At 69.6% G+C, this 12,563-nt stretch carries 14 protein-coding genes and 1 tRNA gene; 9 read left to right on the top strand and 6 right to left on the bottom strand.

What is annotated here, in order from left to right:
- Window positions 1–2 precede the first annotated feature (2 nt).
- Both NOW55_RS10925 and NOW55_RS10920 read left to right on the top strand, forming a co-directional pair.
- Window positions 3–1,106 (top strand): ABC transporter ATP-binding protein, encoded by a 1,104-nt coding sequence (locus tag NOW55_RS10925; protein WP_368407754.1) that lies wholly within the window; start codon window positions 3–5, stop codon window positions 1,104–1,106.
- Window positions 1,106–2,509: an ABC transporter ATP-binding protein gene (locus NOW55_RS10920; RefSeq protein ID WP_256400122.1), complete on the top strand. Its 1,404-nt coding sequence runs from the start codon at window positions 1,106–1,108 to the stop codon at window positions 2,507–2,509. The genes NOW55_RS10925 and NOW55_RS10920 overlap by 1 nt, the downstream gene beginning before the upstream one ends.
- On the opposite strand, the gene NOW55_RS10915 is transcribed toward NOW55_RS10920, so the two are convergent.
- The 4 genes from NOW55_RS10915 to NOW55_RS10900 all read right to left on the bottom strand — a co-directional run bounded on the left by NOW55_RS10915 (window position 2,506) and on the right by NOW55_RS10900 (window position 4,689).
- Window positions 2,506–3,009, bottom strand: a complete 504-nt coding sequence (locus NOW55_RS10915) for an NUDIX domain-containing protein (RefSeq protein WP_256400121.1) — start codon at window positions 3,007–3,009, stop codon at window positions 2,506–2,508. The genes NOW55_RS10920 and NOW55_RS10915 overlap by 4 nt on opposite strands.
- A 217-nt stretch (window positions 3,010–3,226) precedes the next feature.
- Window positions 3,227–3,301 (bottom strand) — tRNA-Met (locus tag NOW55_RS10910).
- A gap of 91 nt (window positions 3,302–3,392) precedes the next feature.
- The gene (locus NOW55_RS10905) at window positions 3,393–3,914 is read right to left on the bottom strand and encodes a GtrA family protein (RefSeq protein ID WP_256400120.1); all 522 of its coding nucleotides are present in this window, start codon (window positions 3,912–3,914) and stop codon (window positions 3,393–3,395) included.
- A complete protein-coding gene (locus tag NOW55_RS10900; RefSeq protein ID WP_256400119.1) occupies window positions 3,907–4,689 on the bottom strand; it encodes a glycosyltransferase in 783 nt (260 codons plus the stop codon). The genes NOW55_RS10905 and NOW55_RS10900 overlap by 8 nt, the downstream gene beginning before the upstream one ends.
- A 151-nt stretch (window positions 4,690–4,840) precedes the next feature.
- On the opposite strand from NOW55_RS10900, the gene NOW55_RS10895 reads away from it, so the two are divergent.
- Complete coding sequence (locus NOW55_RS10895; RefSeq protein ID WP_256400118.1) at window positions 4,841–7,468, top strand: DUF2298 domain-containing protein; 2,628 nt, start codon at window positions 4,841–4,843, stop codon at window positions 7,466–7,468.
- Window positions 7,469–7,478: 10 nt separating this feature from the next.
- Here NOW55_RS10895 and NOW55_RS10890 read toward each other — a convergent pair whose 3' ends face one another.
- Window positions 7,479–7,745, bottom strand: a complete 267-nt coding sequence (locus tag NOW55_RS10890) for an HAH_0734 family protein (RefSeq protein WP_256400117.1) — start codon at window positions 7,743–7,745, stop codon at window positions 7,479–7,481.
- Window positions 7,746–7,884: 139 nt separating this feature from the next.
- On the opposite strand from NOW55_RS10890, the gene NOW55_RS10885 reads away from it, so the two are divergent.
- The 6 genes from NOW55_RS10885 (at window position 7,885) to NOW55_RS10860 (ending at window position 11,558) form a co-directional block, all read left to right on the top strand.
- On the top strand, window positions 7,885–9,285 hold the full coding sequence (locus tag NOW55_RS10885; RefSeq protein WP_256400116.1) for a hypothetical protein: 1,401 nt from the start codon (window positions 7,885–7,887) through the stop codon (window positions 9,283–9,285).
- A 70-nt stretch (window positions 9,286–9,355) separates the two neighbouring features.
- Window positions 9,356–9,637 carry a 50S ribosomal protein L44e gene (locus NOW55_RS10880; protein ID WP_089731356.1) on the top strand — a complete coding sequence of 94 codons (282 nt, stop codon included), beginning with the start codon at window positions 9,356–9,358 and terminating at the stop codon, window positions 9,635–9,637.
- 4 nt (window positions 9,638–9,641) lie between these two features.
- On the top strand, window positions 9,642–9,815 hold the full coding sequence (locus NOW55_RS10875) for a 30S ribosomal protein S27e (RefSeq protein WP_256400115.1): 174 nt from the start codon (window positions 9,642–9,644) through the stop codon (window positions 9,813–9,815).
- Window positions 9,812–10,612 (top strand): translation initiation factor IF-2 subunit alpha, encoded by an 801-nt coding sequence (locus NOW55_RS10870; RefSeq protein ID WP_256400114.1) that lies wholly within the window; start codon window positions 9,812–9,814, stop codon window positions 10,610–10,612. Before NOW55_RS10875 ends, NOW55_RS10870 begins: the two co-directional genes overlap by 4 nt.
- On the top strand, window positions 10,609–10,791 hold the full coding sequence (locus tag NOW55_RS10865; protein WP_256400113.1) for an RNA-protein complex protein Nop10: 183 nt from the start codon (window positions 10,609–10,611) through the stop codon (window positions 10,789–10,791). The genes NOW55_RS10870 and NOW55_RS10865 overlap by 4 nt, the downstream gene beginning before the upstream one ends.
- A gap of 5 nt (window positions 10,792–10,796) precedes the next feature.
- Window positions 10,797–11,558: a proteasome assembly chaperone family protein gene (locus NOW55_RS10860; RefSeq protein ID WP_256400112.1), complete on the top strand. Its 762-nt coding sequence runs from the start codon at window positions 10,797–10,799 to the stop codon at window positions 11,556–11,558.
- Here NOW55_RS10860 and NOW55_RS10855 read toward each other — a convergent pair.
- Window positions 11,546–12,502, bottom strand: a complete 957-nt coding sequence (locus NOW55_RS10855; RefSeq protein WP_256400111.1) for an alpha/beta fold hydrolase — start codon at window positions 12,500–12,502, stop codon at window positions 11,546–11,548. The two genes, NOW55_RS10860 and NOW55_RS10855, sit on opposite strands and share 13 nt — an antisense overlap.
- Between the last annotated feature and the right edge of the window lie 61 nt (window positions 12,503–12,563).

Raw genomic sequence — 12,563 nt, 5'->3', positions numbered from 1 at the left:
CAATGCCGCTACTCGAAGTGCGTGACCTCGAAGTCACGTTCGACACCGACTCCGGTACGGTCCACGCGGTCGACGGCGTCTCGTTCGACGTCGACCGCGGCGAAACAGTCTGCATCGTCGGCGAGTCTGGCTCGGGCAAGACCGTCACCAGCGAGTCCATCACGAAACTCGTCAAGGAGCCACCGGGCCGGGTCACGGCCGACCGCGTCACCTTCGAGGAACGCGACCTGCTGCAGCTCTCGAAGAAGCGTCTGCGGAAGATCCGGGGCGACCGCATCGGCCACGTCTTCCAGAACCCGCAGGGCTCGCTGAACCCGGTCTACACCGTCGGCAGGCAGGTCGCCGAGGCCATCCGCCTGCACGAGGATGTCTCGAAGGACACGGCCCGGGAACGGGCGGTCGACCTGCTCGACCGCGTCGGCATCCCCAAGGCCGGCGAGCGCTACGACGACTACCCGCACGAGTTCTCCGGCGGACAGAAACAGCGCGTCGTCGTCGCGATGGCCATCGCGGCCAACCCGGACCTGCTCATCGCCGACGAGCCGACGACCGCACTCGACGTGACCATCCAGGCGCAGATCCTCCGCCTGCTGCGTGACCTGCAGGACGAGCTCGACATGGGCATCCTGCTCATCACCCACGACCTCGGGGTCGTCGCCGAGGTGGCCGACCGCGTCGTCGTCATGTACGCCGGGAAGGTGATGGAGTCCGGCGACGTGTTCGAGGTGTTCGAGAACCCCTCGCACCCGTACACGCAGGGCCTGCTCGACTGCCTGCCCGGCCGTGGTGGCGGTTCGGACGGCATCCCGGGCACGCTGCCCGACCCGAAGGACCCCCCGGCCGGCTGTCGGTTCGCCGAGCGATGCCCGCACGCCATCGACGACTGTCGGACCGGCGACCATCCGCCACTCGTCCCCGTCTCCGGCGGCGACCACGAGGCAGCGTGCCTCTACTACCAGGCGGGCTACGACGCCTCCGTCGTCCGCTCGCCCGCCGACCGGGAGTCCGACTCCGACGCCGGCGGTGAGACGTACGCCGACGGCGGCCTCGTCGACGGTGCCGAGGCATCCCTCGACAGCGCCGACGAGAACGGAGGTGAGAGCTGATGAACGAGGCCGCCGACCCGGTGCTCTCGGTCCGTGGTCTGAAGAAGCACTACCCGGTCACGAAAGGTATCCTCCGCCGCGAGGTCGGTCGCGTGAAGGCCGTCGACGGCATCGACTTCACGCTGTACGAGGGCGAGACGCTCGGCCTCGTCGGCGAGTCCGGCTGTGGCAAGTCGACCGCCGCGACCTCGCTGCTCCGGCTGGAGGAGCCCACCGACGGCGAGGTCCTCTACCACGGCGAGGTGCCCGAGGACACCAACCGGAAGACCCCGCTGGAGAAGCTCCGGAACCTCCGGGGCGACGACGAGGAGCGGGCCCCGAACGACGTCGTCGGCTTCTCGCAGTCCCAGCTGAAGCGGTTCCGCCGGAAGGCCCAGATGATCTTCCAGAACCCGACGAGCTCGTTCGACCCCCGGATGACCGTCGGGGAGAGCGTTGCCGAACCGCTGCTCATCCACGGGCTCGACGACCCCGAGGAGCGCCGCGAGATCGCCGAGGACCTGCTCGACCGCGTCGGCCTCGACGCGGCCGACTACGACCGCTACCCCCACGAGTTCTCCGGCGGCCAGAAGCAGCGCGTCGCCCTCGCCCGGGCGCTCGTCGTCAACCCCGAGTTCGTCGTCGCCGACGAGCCGGTCTCCGCGCTCGACGTCTCCATCCAGTCCGAGATCCTCTCGCTGATGCGGGACCTCCAGGACCGGTTCGGGCTGTCGATGCTGTTCATCAGCCACGACATGGGCGTCATCCGCGAGATCTGCGACCGCGTCGCCGTGATGTACCTCGGCGAGATCGTCGAGGTCGCCCCCACCGAGGAGCTGTTCCGCAACCCCCAGCACCCCTACACGCAGGCACTCCTGGCGTCCATCCCGACGCCGGACCCGCGCCAGCGCGGCCTCGGCATCGAGCTCACCGGCGACGTGCCGAGCCCCGAGAACCCGCCGTCGGGCTGTCGGTTCCACACGCGCTGCCCGAAGGTCATCCAGCCGGACGACCTCGACCTCCCGCAGGAGCAGTTCCGCTGTGCGCTCGACTTTCGCCATCAGGTCGAGGGCGGCGACGTCGACGCCGAGGGGGCGACCGAGCTCGCCCGCGCCCATCAGCGCGACGGGGACAGCGGCGACGTCAACCGCGACGACCGCCGGCGCGCGCTCCGCGCGGAATTCGACCTCCCGGACGGGCTCGACGACCCCACAGCCGAGGAGAGCGTCGCCGCCGCCGTCGACAGCGTGCTCGACGACGACCTCGACGCCGCAGCCGAGCAGCTCTCGGACACGTTCACCACGGTCTGCGAGCGGGAGACACCCGAACTCGAACGGACCAGCGAGGACCACGTGGCCGCCTGCCACCTCGTCGACGGCACGGAGACCGTCGAGACCGCGACGAGCGAGGTCGCCGACGACTAGCGGACGCGTTCGAGCAGCCGTGTCGCAAACTCGCGCTCGAACGTCTCCTCCGGCAGTTCCGCGAACCAGTCCGCGCGTTCGATGGCCTCGTCGTCCTCGCCCAGGTTCTCCCCGACCGCGGTTGTCGTCGGGTCCGCCTCGAACGCGACCGTCGTGAACGAGCGGGTGCGCCCCTCGTACTCGATGACGTTCTCGACCGCGGCGTGAGGCCGCACCGGCTCGACCCGCACCCCGGTCTCCTCGTCGAGTTCCCTGACGAGGGCCTCGGGAAGCGTCTCACCGGGCTTGACGCTCCCGCCGGGGACCACCCACTGCTCGTCGTCGGCGTTGTACACCAGCAGGACCCGGCCGTCGCCGTCCAGCGCGACGCCGATGGTGACCCAGCCCGCGGTGAACGCCTCGTTGTCGTCCATCGCGGCGAACGTCTCCGCGTCGACCTCCCACGTACGGCGCTCCGTCAGCAGGTCGTCGTACCGCTCTCGTGGGTCAGTCACGTCCATGGGTGGCTGTCACGGGAGCGGCCGCAAAGTCGTTCTGGTGTGCGAGAGAAGCGACTCGTTGCCCCGGTGAGAACCATCGGAGAAGCCGGATCGCGGGCGGTAGATTCGAACCACGGTCGCGCCACTCCGTTCCGCTCCCCAGGTCAGACCTCCTCCGGCTACTTTCGACGCTCACGACACTCGTCGCTGCGCTCCTCGTTTGGTTCGCGTCAGAAAGTAGCGGGAGGTAGATTTGAACTACCGATCTGCGGGTTATGAGCCCGCCGGAATCTCCTGGCTATCCCATCCCGCTACATCCACGTAACCCGGTCCACTAGTTAAGGGTTGTGTTTGGGTCGCCGTATGCGGGTTCGTGCCACCAGGGACTCCGACCGACAGCCTCTTTATTCCGCGTGGACGCGCCAGGTGAACAGACTCTCGGCGACGTAGTTGACGAACATGGCGACGCCGATGCCGGTGACCTTCGAGAGGACGAACCAGCCGTCGATGGTCGCGACCGTGAGTTCGAGGGCGATGACCCGGTAGACGAATCCGAACGTCGCGAGCTGCACGGCGATACCGCCGAGGCGGACGAGGTTCGAGCGGGCGAGCCGGCGGAGCGTCGCCAGGAGGCCGTCGTGGCCCTGCCCGGAGAACGTCCAGCTGTCGTTGAGCAGGAACATGACGACGACGGCGACCTCGATGCCGATGAAGACCGCGAGCTCCGGGAAGACGCCGAGCTCCTTCAGCGCGGTCGAGGTGGTCACGTCGAACAGCGCGCCGACGACGCCGACGGAGGCGAACTGGCCGAACCGGGTACCGGAGACGAGTTCGGCGGCGTCGCCGTCGAGGAGACCGGCCGTCCCGCCGTCGGTCCCGGCCTCGTCGGCGTCGGTCCGCCCCGCCACGCGCTCGTCCTCACTCATCGGTCTCGGCTCCGAGTCGGTCGACGAGCGAGACGCGGGTCGTCCGCCGGGAAGCGACGAATCGGTGGAACGAGCTCCCCTGGAGACGCTTCACGCGATGGCGGGACTTGAGCAGCGAGACGCCGAGCTCGACCGTCGTCCCGACGGGCGAGACGGTGGACTCGGGCTGGTCCTCCCAGGTGACGGGCACCTCGACGGGGTCGTAGCCGAGCGCGGCGGCCATGGCGACGAGCTCGATGTCCCAGGCGAAGCCGGGCTCGTACAGGTGGTCTCGGACGCTGGCCCACGCCTCGGCGTCGATGGCCTTCGCACCGCACTGGAAGTCGTAGAGCGGCACCGAGAGGAGCGTGCGCGCGAGGAAGGCGAAGCCGTCGCCGAGGTAGCGCCGTGCGACGGTCTGGTGGGAGCGCACGTCCGCGTCGGGGTGTCGGCGCGAGCCGACGGCGAGTTTGCTGGTGCCATCGACGACTGGCTGGACCACGTCGACGATGGAGTCGGCGGGGGTCGCGCCGTCGGCGTCGGCGAAGGCGAGGACGTCGGTGTCGAGCGCCTCGAACCCGCAGGTGATGGCAGCACCCTTTCCACGACGACGGTCGACGGCGTTGACGGTGCAGGGCTCGTCCTCGAGCGCGGCGAGTGTCGCCGCGTCTGGCGCGTCGAGTTCGATGCGCACCGTCGCCGGGTCGAGGTGGTCGTGGAGGGCGTGCAGGTAGTCGACGAGGCTATCGACCACCGGTTCGTACGCGGGAACGACGACGCCGACGGACCGGCTCATCTGTTCGAAACGCGTCCCCCAGGGGAGTAAAACCATTCGTTTCCGGCCGGGACAGATACCCCGCATCGGCGGACGGCGGCCCACTGCCCCGTCATCGCGGGGAATCGGCGAAGGGAAAAGTCCTTACCCGCCGCCGCCTCCGTTCTCGAACATGGAGTACGGGCTGGTCCTGCTGTGGCTCGCCACCGTGGCCGGACTGGCCGCCATCGCCGCACCCCTCGCGTCGTTCGTCTTCGCCCCCCTGTCGGACCGGGGCGGGACCCTCGCCCTCCCCTTCGCGCTGGCGGCCGTCGGCGTCGTCAGCTACCTCGTCGGACAGGTGGCGTTCGGCTGGCCGGCGCTAATCGCGTCGCTCGTGGTGCTCGGTGGCGGTTCGGCGTTCGCACTGTCCCGCGACCACGAGCCGGACTGGGAGTCGGTCGGACTCGGGCTGGCGGCTGTCGCCGTCGGCTTCGCGCTCGTCGTCGCCATCCGGAACGCCGACCCGGGTATCTACGCCGGCGGGGGCGAGAAGTTCCTCGACTTCGGTCTGCTGAAGTCGCTCGTCCGGGCCGAGAGCCTCCCGCCGGAGGACTTCTGGTACGCGGGCGACCGGGTACAGTACTACTACGGCGGCCACCTCATCGCCGCACAGCTCACCCGCCTGACCGGTATCGCACCGCGCTACGCCTACAACCTCGCCCTCGCGACGTTCTTCGGCGCACTCGTCGGCGCTGCGTTCGGCCTCGCACGGAACCTCGCGGCAGAACGCGACCTGCCCCGGACCGTCGCCGGCGCGCTCGCGCTCTTCTTCGTCGGCTTCGCGAGCAACCTCGCGCCGGTCGCACGCCTCGTCGTCTGGCTGCTCCCGTCGAGCATGAAGACGTACATCGACGAGAACCCAGCGGCGCAGGATGGTCCCGAAGCGGTCCGAGCGTTCGGTCACACGTGGACCGACCTCGCGCTCGGCCCGGACCAGTTCTACTACTGGCCGGCGAGCCGGGTCATCCCGAACACCATCAACGAGTTCCCCCTGTTCGCGTTCCTCAACGGCGACCTGCACGCCCACATGATGAGCACGCCGCTGCTGCTCGTGACCGCCGCGGTCGGCTTCGCCTACTGGCTGACGCCCGCCGCGCAGGTGTGGCGACGACGCGCGTACGTGTTCGTGTGTGCGCCCCTGCTCGCTGGCCTACTCGCGGTCGTGAACACCTGGAGCTACCCCTCCGTCGCCGGGCTGACGACGCTCGCGGTGCTCTTTGCGGGCGCGCATCCGGCCTCGCTCCTGCCGGCGTCGGTCTGGGAGCGGCTGGACCCGGCGACCGACAGCCGCGCCGTCTCGGAGATACTGCGGATGCTCGGCGCGGGCGTCGCCGGCATCGCCGTCGGCCTGCTCGGCGCGCTCGTCGCGTTCCCCTTCTTCACCGGCGCGACGAGCGGCCAGTCGCTCGCGCTGCTCCCCGGGCGTAGCGGCGCGTCCGGCCTGCTGCTCGTCCACGGCGCGTTCCTGCTCGTCTCGGCCGCGTTCCTCGCACCGAGAATCGAGCCCGATCTGGAGCCGGACCTCGGGATGGTCGCCCCGCTCACGGTCCTCGCCGCCGTCGCGGTCGCCAACGCCATCGGCGGCTGGATTCCGGTGCCGCTCGTACTGGTCGGCGGGGGCGGGCTGCTCGCGGTCACACAGGTCGAGGCCGACGAGCGCGGACCAGCCGCGCTGCTGTTCCTGCTCGCCATCGGCGTCACCGTCGCCGCGACGGGTACGTTCGGCGCGCCGTTCGGTGCACTCGGCGTCTACGGTGCGACGGTGGTCGTCGCCGTCGGCGCGGCCGTGGCCGGCTTCGACACCGACACCCAGATCGTCGCGCTCGCCATCGCAGCGTTCCTCGTGCTCGCGGCGGCGGCCATCGCCGTCGACCTCGCGATACTCGCCGTCGTCTTCCCGGTGCTCGCGCTCGGGTGGATGACGCTCCGACTCGGCCGCGACCTCGGCTACGAGACGGTGCTGCTCGTCGCCGCCGTCGGCCTCGTGACGATGGTCGAGTTCATCTACGTCTCCGAGCGGGCCGGCAGCGGGCGCTACAACACGGTGTTCAAGTTCTACATGCAGGTGTGGGTGCTCTGGGGCACCGCCGCCGGCGTGATGCTCGTCGACGTGGTCGCCCGGCAGTGGCCCGACTGGAGCATCGGCGAGCGCCTCGCGGCGCGACGCTCCGCGAGCGGACAGCGCGCCGGCCAGGTCGCCTCGGTCGGGCTCGCCGTCGTCCTCGTCGTCTCGCTCTCGGTGTACGGCGGGCTGGCGCTCAGCGGGCACTTCGAGACCAACGACGCCAACACGCTCGACAGCAAGGCATGGGCTGAAGGCACCTACCCGGACCAGTCGGCGGCCATCGAGTGGCTGGACGACCGCGAGGGTCGGCCCGTCGTCGTCGAACAGCCGACACGAGAGCACGTCTACGGCATCAACTCGCCGTCCACACAGCTCGTCAGCGGGGTCTCATCGATGACCGGGCTCCCGACCATCGCCGGCTGGACGCACGCCTCGAACTACCACACGGAGGCGGGCTGGCAGGAACGTGTCGGCGAAGTCCGGACGGTGTACACCGGAAACAGCACCGCCAGAGCCGAGGTGCTGGCAACGTACGACGTACAGTACATCTACGTCGGGCCGCACGAGCGCCAGCACCAGACCGTCGACGACCTCGCCGCCGAGCCGTACATCTCCGTGGCCGAGCGCTTCGGGGACGTGGTGATCTACGAGGTCGACCGGTCGGCACTCGGGACCGCGAATCGGAGCCGCTGAGAAGGAGCGTTCAGACGGCGAGTTCGCCCTTGGCCTTGATGACGTCGACCGCCTCGGCCTCGACGCGGTCCACCTCCAGGTGGTGCGGGATGAAGTTGCGCCGCATGAAGTCGTCGTGCTCGTCTTCGCTCCCCACGATGCACCAGAGCTGGACGCGTTCGGGGCCGTGCCAGTCGCCGTTGCGCGTCACCGAGAAACAGTGGACCTCCTCGCCGTCGTAGTCGATGATGGCGTCCTTCCGGATGCCGGGGTCCCCGTCGATGATGAGCCGCTTCATGTGCGCCGGTTCGGACAGCCCCACATTAAGCGTGTCGAAGCATCCGACGAACGCGCCGTCTCGCGATATGATTGGGGTTTGAACCGTCGTGAAATTAATGGTGGTGGGGTGTGTACGACGGGAGAACGGAGGGGCGTCCATGCATTCGACGGACTCACTGAGCAACACGAAGTCGACCACCAAAGACGGGATTCGGGTAGCAAAGGGTATCCAGCCGGGGGATGGGGCGATGACGGTGAAGTACCGCATCACGTCGGAGCGGTCGGACACCGCCGCCGTCCGCCTCGAGGAGTCGCTGGGCCGGGCGTTCCCGGTCGAGACGCTCGACCTCGACGCCACCGGACACGGCGACTGGCTGCTCGAGGACGGCGAGGGCACGCTCGTCCTCGTCGACATCCTGCCGGCCGGGGACACCGTGACGACGGGCTACGTGGTCGCGACGGCCGAGCTTGACCGCGTCCAACCGGTGTTCGGTGAACCGTACATCGATATGGTCGACCCCGTGGACTCCGACGGCACGCGGTCACGGACGGGGGGGAACACGACGACGGTGTCCGACGCCGAACTCACGGAGGACGCCGTCGCCGACGCCCTCACCCCCGAGGTGGTCGCCGCGGCGCTGTCCAGCGAGGCAGTCGCGGACGTGCTGTCGGCCGAGGCCGTGGTGTCCGCGCTGCCACCCGACGCCGTCGTCGAGGCACTGATCGACGCCTTCGAGACGGGGACGGTCGGCGAGCAGCAGGCCGAGCGACTGCGCGAGCACGTCGCGCCCGGGCAGGCCCGCAGCGAGGAGGTCCACTTCCAGCACCTGGAGGCGCGTCTCGAGGAGTTCGCGGCGTACGCCGACGGCCTCGGCGACCTCATCGACGAGCACGGCACCGCGACCGAGATCGTCGACGACATGCAGGCCGACATCGCGGCGGCGCGCGAGGCGGTCACCGCCGTCGAGGGGCGGCTCGACGCCGACGCCGGCGAATACGACTCCCTCGGACACCGGCTCGACGCGGTGGACGAGCGGCTGGCCGGCACCGCTGAGCGCCTCGACACCGTCGACGACCGGTTCGACGCCGTGGACGAGCGCTTCGCCGCGGTCGAGGGCCGGTTCGAGGCGGTCGAGAACCGCATCGACGACCGGGTCGACGCCGTGGCCGACGACGTGACGACGCTCGACGAGGGCCTCGACCGGACGAACGCGCGCCTCGACCGCGTCGGCGGCCGCACCGACGAGGTCGACGCGCGTGCCGACTCGCTCGCGGACGACCTCGCCGGGGTCCAGTCCCGGATCGCGGACATCGAGGAGCGCCACGGCGAGTCGATGACCGAGCTCGCCGACCACGTCGCCGAGCTGGAGGCCGACCTCGCGGCGACCGAGGAGTGGCGCGAACAGCTCGGCGAGGCGTTCCAGGGCGACCCGCCGCTCGACGCCGGCACCGGCGGCGCGACGACCGGCGGTGACGAAGCCACGGACACGGCCAGTGACGAGGACGAGGAGCTCACCGACGACGGCTCCGCCGGTGAGGCGGCCGATTCGGGGAAGTAGCGGCCGGCGACGGCGAACCAAACGGGTTTTAAAGTGCCGGAGACAACGTGATTCCAAGAGGCCGATATCTATGCAGATGCCACGACGTTTCAACACGTACTGTCCTCACTGCAACGAGCACCACGAGCACGAGGTGGAGAAGGTCCGCACGGGCCGGAGCTCGGGTATGAAGAAAGACCAGCGGAAGCAGCGCGAGGGGAAGAAGGTCATCGGGAACGCCGGTCGCTTCTCGAAGGTCCCCGGTGGCGACAAGCCCACGAAGAAGACCGACCTCAAGTACCGCTGCGGTGAGTGCGGCAAGGCGCACCTCCGCCCGGGATGGCGTGCCGGTCGACTGGAGCTTCAGGAGTAAACCCATGGCAGGAGATTTCATCCGAGTCAGGTGTAACGACTGCGAGAACGAACAGATCGTGTTCGGGAACGCCTCGACCACCGTCAACTGCGCGGTGTGTGGCACCACGCTCGCCACCCCGACCGGTGGGAAGGCGGAGATCCCCCACGAGGTCGTGGAGACGGTCGACGCACGATGAAGTACAGCGGCTGGCCCGAGAAGGGCGAACTCGTCGTCGGCGACGTCGACGAGATCGAGGACTTCGGCGTCTTCGTCGACCTCAAGGAGTACGAGGACAAGCGTGGCCTCGTCCACATCAGCGAGGTCGCCAGCGGATGGATCAAGAACGTCCGCGACCACGTCGGAGAGGGCCAGACCGTCGTCTGTAAGGTACTCGACGTCGACGAGGACTCCCAGCAGATCGACCTCTCCATCAAGGACGTCAACGACCACCAGCGGTCGGACAAGATCCAGGAGTGGAAGAACGAGCAGAAGGCCGACAACTGGATGCTGCTCGCGTTCGGCGAGGACGTCAGCGACGAGCAGTACGCATCCGTCGCCAACGAGCTGCTCGCCGAGTTCGGCAGCCTCTACGACGGCTTCGAGCAGGCGGCCATCCACGGCCCCGAGGCGCTCTCGAGCACGGACCTCGCCGACGAGGAGGTCGAGCAGCTCGTCGACACCGCACGCGACAACGTGTCGGTGCCGTACGTCACCGTCACCGGCTACGTCGACCTGCGCAGCCCGAACCCGAGCGGCGTCGACGACGTGCAGGAGGCGCTGCAGGCCGCCGAAGGCAACGGCGAGGTGCCGGACGAGGTCGAGCTCGACGTGACCTACGTCGGCTCGCCCGAGTACCGCATCCGCGTGAAGGCACCGAACTACAAGACCGCGGAATCCGAACTCGAGGCGGCCGCCGAACGGGCGGAGGTCGCCATCGAGGAGCACGGTGGGACCGGCGAGTACCACCGCGAGCGTCGTTCGGACGACGAATGAAGTCGGACATCCGGGTGTGTTCGGCGTGGCGCGACCGCCACCGACGCCCGGTGTACACCCTTTCTGACAGCTGTCCCGACTGCGGAGCCGAGGCCGTCAACAGCGCCCCGGCCCCGGTCGACCCCGAGGACAGCTACGGCGACTACCGACGCGCTCTTAAGCGCGCCGACCACGAGTAGCGGGTATGGAGTCACTCGACATCGAGACTGTCGATTCGGCCGAACTCTCCGACCCGGCGTTCATCGAAGGGCTGCCGGGCGTCGGCCACGTCGGCAAGCTGGCGGCCGAGCACATCCTCGACCAGTACGATGGGACGCTCGTCCGGCGGCTCTACTCCCACGACCTGCCGCCGCAGGTCGACGTGGGCCACGACGGCATCGCGGAGCTCACCCATCTCGAGTTCCACGCCGTCGAGACCGAGGGGCGTGACCTGCTGGTCCTGACCGGTGACCACCAGGCACAGACCAACGAGGGCCACTACCGCCTCGCGAGCGCGGTGCTCGACGTGGCCGAGGAGTTCGGCTGCGAGGAGCTGTACGCGCTCGGCGGCGTCCCGACCGGCGAGCTTATCGAGGAGTACGCGGTGCTCGGGGCGGCGACCCAGGAGTCCATCGTCGAGGCCCTCGAAGCGGAGGACGTCGAGTTCCGCGAGGACGAGCCCGCTGGCGGCATCGTCGGCGTCTCCGGCCTGCTGCTCGGGCTGGGCGCGCGCCGCGACGTCGAGGCCGCCTGCCTGATGGGCGAGACCTCGGGCTACCTCGTCGACCCCAAGAGCGCCCGCGCCGTGCTGGAGGTGCTCGAGGCGATGCTCGGGATGGACGTGGACTACGCCTCGCTGGAGGAGCGCGCCGACGAGATGGAGGAGGTCATCGGGAAGATACAGGAGATGGAGCAGCAACAGCAGGCCAACGTGCCGAGCGACGACGACCTGCGCTACATCGGCTGAGACAGGAACGCTTCGACTGCGCCGAGGAACGCCCCGGGGCGCTCCCGGGGTGGCATGTGTCCACAGTTCGAGAGCACCCGTAGCGTCGCGTCCGGCAGCAGCGTCGTCGCACGGACGGCCCAGTCGACGGGGACGACCGGGTCTCGCTCCCCGTGGACGATCAGCGTCGGGACGGTGACGTGCGGGAGGTCCTCGACGAACGAGCTCCGCAGTCCGTCGGGCTGGAGCTCGTGACGCTGGAACGCTCGCCAGGCACGCCCGCTCGCGGGCCGCGAGAGGGCGGTCACGGCGTCGTCGACGAGCGCGGCGTCGGGCGAGACGGTGACGCCCGCGAGGGTCCGCCCGACGAGCCACCGGCTGCGGCCGAGGCTCCACCAGAGGAGCCGGTTCGTCCGGTCGAGGCCGGCGAACCAGCTCGCCAGCCGGCCGCCGGGAACCGTGCTTCCGAGGCCGTAGCTGTCGACGAGCACGAGCCGGGCGACGCGCTCGGTGCTGTCGACGGCAGCCCGGAGCGCCACGCCGCCACCCATCGAGATGCCGACGAGCGTCGCGCGCTCGACGTCGACCGCGTCGAGGAAGTCGGTCAGCACGTCGGCGTAGTAGCCCAGCGTCGGCGTCTCGGCCGGCGGACCGCTCGCGCCGTATCCGGGCCAGTCCAGCGCGTACACCCTGGACACGTCGGCGAGTCCGGTGATCGTGTGTCGCCACGAGAGTCGGGCCTCGTCGAGACCGCCGCCGTGGAGGAGTACGACCGGTGGGGCCGTCGGGTCACCCGCGGCGTAGTACCGGACACGGACCCGGTCCAGATCGACGTACCGGCTCCGGAGCCGCGCTGGCGAGACGTCCCCCGCTGGTGGAGCGCCATCGGCCCCCGTCGACCCGCGCTCGGCTCCCGCCCGGTCCGCCCGACCGGTGTCTCCCGCTCGCTCGTGCTCGCTGTGCATACGTCCACGGACGCGGGCCAGAATCATCAACGTGCCCCGAACGTCTTCGGTCCGCTGTTTT

The sequence above is a fragment of the Haloarchaeobius litoreus genome, from assembly GCF_024495425.1.
In the GTDB taxonomy this organism is placed as follows: Archaea; Halobacteriota; Halobacteria; order Halobacteriales; family Natrialbaceae; genus Haloarchaeobius; species Haloarchaeobius litoreus.
The sequence above is the reverse complement of the archived record's forward strand: the minus strand, read 5'-3'. Positions and strand labels throughout refer to the sequence as shown.

Excerpts from the sequence above, each read along its gene's own strand:
- NOW55_RS10875 (WP_256400115.1), top strand. The coding sequence starts at position 9,642 with ATGGCAGGAGATTTCATCCGAGTCAGGTGTAACGACTGCGAGAACGAA.
- NOW55_RS10855 (WP_256400111.1), bottom strand. The coding sequence starts at position 12,502 with ATGCACAGCGAGCACGAGCGAGCGGGAGACACCGGTCGGGCGGACCGG.
- NOW55_RS10885 (WP_256400116.1), top strand. The coding sequence starts at position 7,885 with ATGCATTCGACGGACTCACTGAGCAACACGAAGTCGACCACCAAAGAC.
- NOW55_RS10880 (WP_089731356.1), top strand. The coding sequence starts at position 9,356 with ATGCAGATGCCACGACGTTTCAACACGTACTGTCCTCACTGCAACGAG.
- NOW55_RS10890 (WP_256400117.1), bottom strand. The coding sequence starts at position 7,745 with ATGAAGCGGCTCATCATCGACGGGGACCCCGGCATCCGGAAGGACGCC.
- NOW55_RS10905 (WP_256400120.1), bottom strand. The coding sequence starts at position 3,914 with ATGAGTGAGGACGAGCGCGTGGCGGGGCGGACCGACGCCGACGAGGCC.
- NOW55_RS10865 (WP_256400113.1), top strand. The coding sequence starts at position 10,609 with ATGAAGTCGGACATCCGGGTGTGTTCGGCGTGGCGCGACCGCCACCGA.
- NOW55_RS10870 (WP_256400114.1), top strand. The coding sequence starts at position 9,812 with ATGAAGTACAGCGGCTGGCCCGAGAAGGGCGAACTCGTCGTCGGCGAC.
- NOW55_RS10900 (WP_256400119.1), bottom strand. The coding sequence starts at position 4,689 with ATGAGCCGGTCCGTCGGCGTCGTCGTTCCCGCGTACGAACCGGTGGTC.
- NOW55_RS10895 (WP_256400118.1), top strand. The coding sequence starts at position 4,841 with ATGGAGTACGGGCTGGTCCTGCTGTGGCTCGCCACCGTGGCCGGACTG.
- NOW55_RS10925 (WP_368407754.1), top strand. The coding sequence starts at position 3 with ATGCCGCTACTCGAAGTGCGTGACCTCGAAGTCACGTTCGACACCGAC.
- NOW55_RS10920 (WP_256400122.1), top strand. The coding sequence starts at position 1,106 with ATGAACGAGGCCGCCGACCCGGTGCTCTCGGTCCGTGGTCTGAAGAAG.
- NOW55_RS10860 (WP_256400112.1), top strand. The coding sequence starts at position 10,797 with ATGGAGTCACTCGACATCGAGACTGTCGATTCGGCCGAACTCTCCGAC.
- NOW55_RS10915 (WP_256400121.1), bottom strand. The coding sequence starts at position 3,009 with ATGGACGTGACTGACCCACGAGAGCGGTACGACGACCTGCTGACGGAG.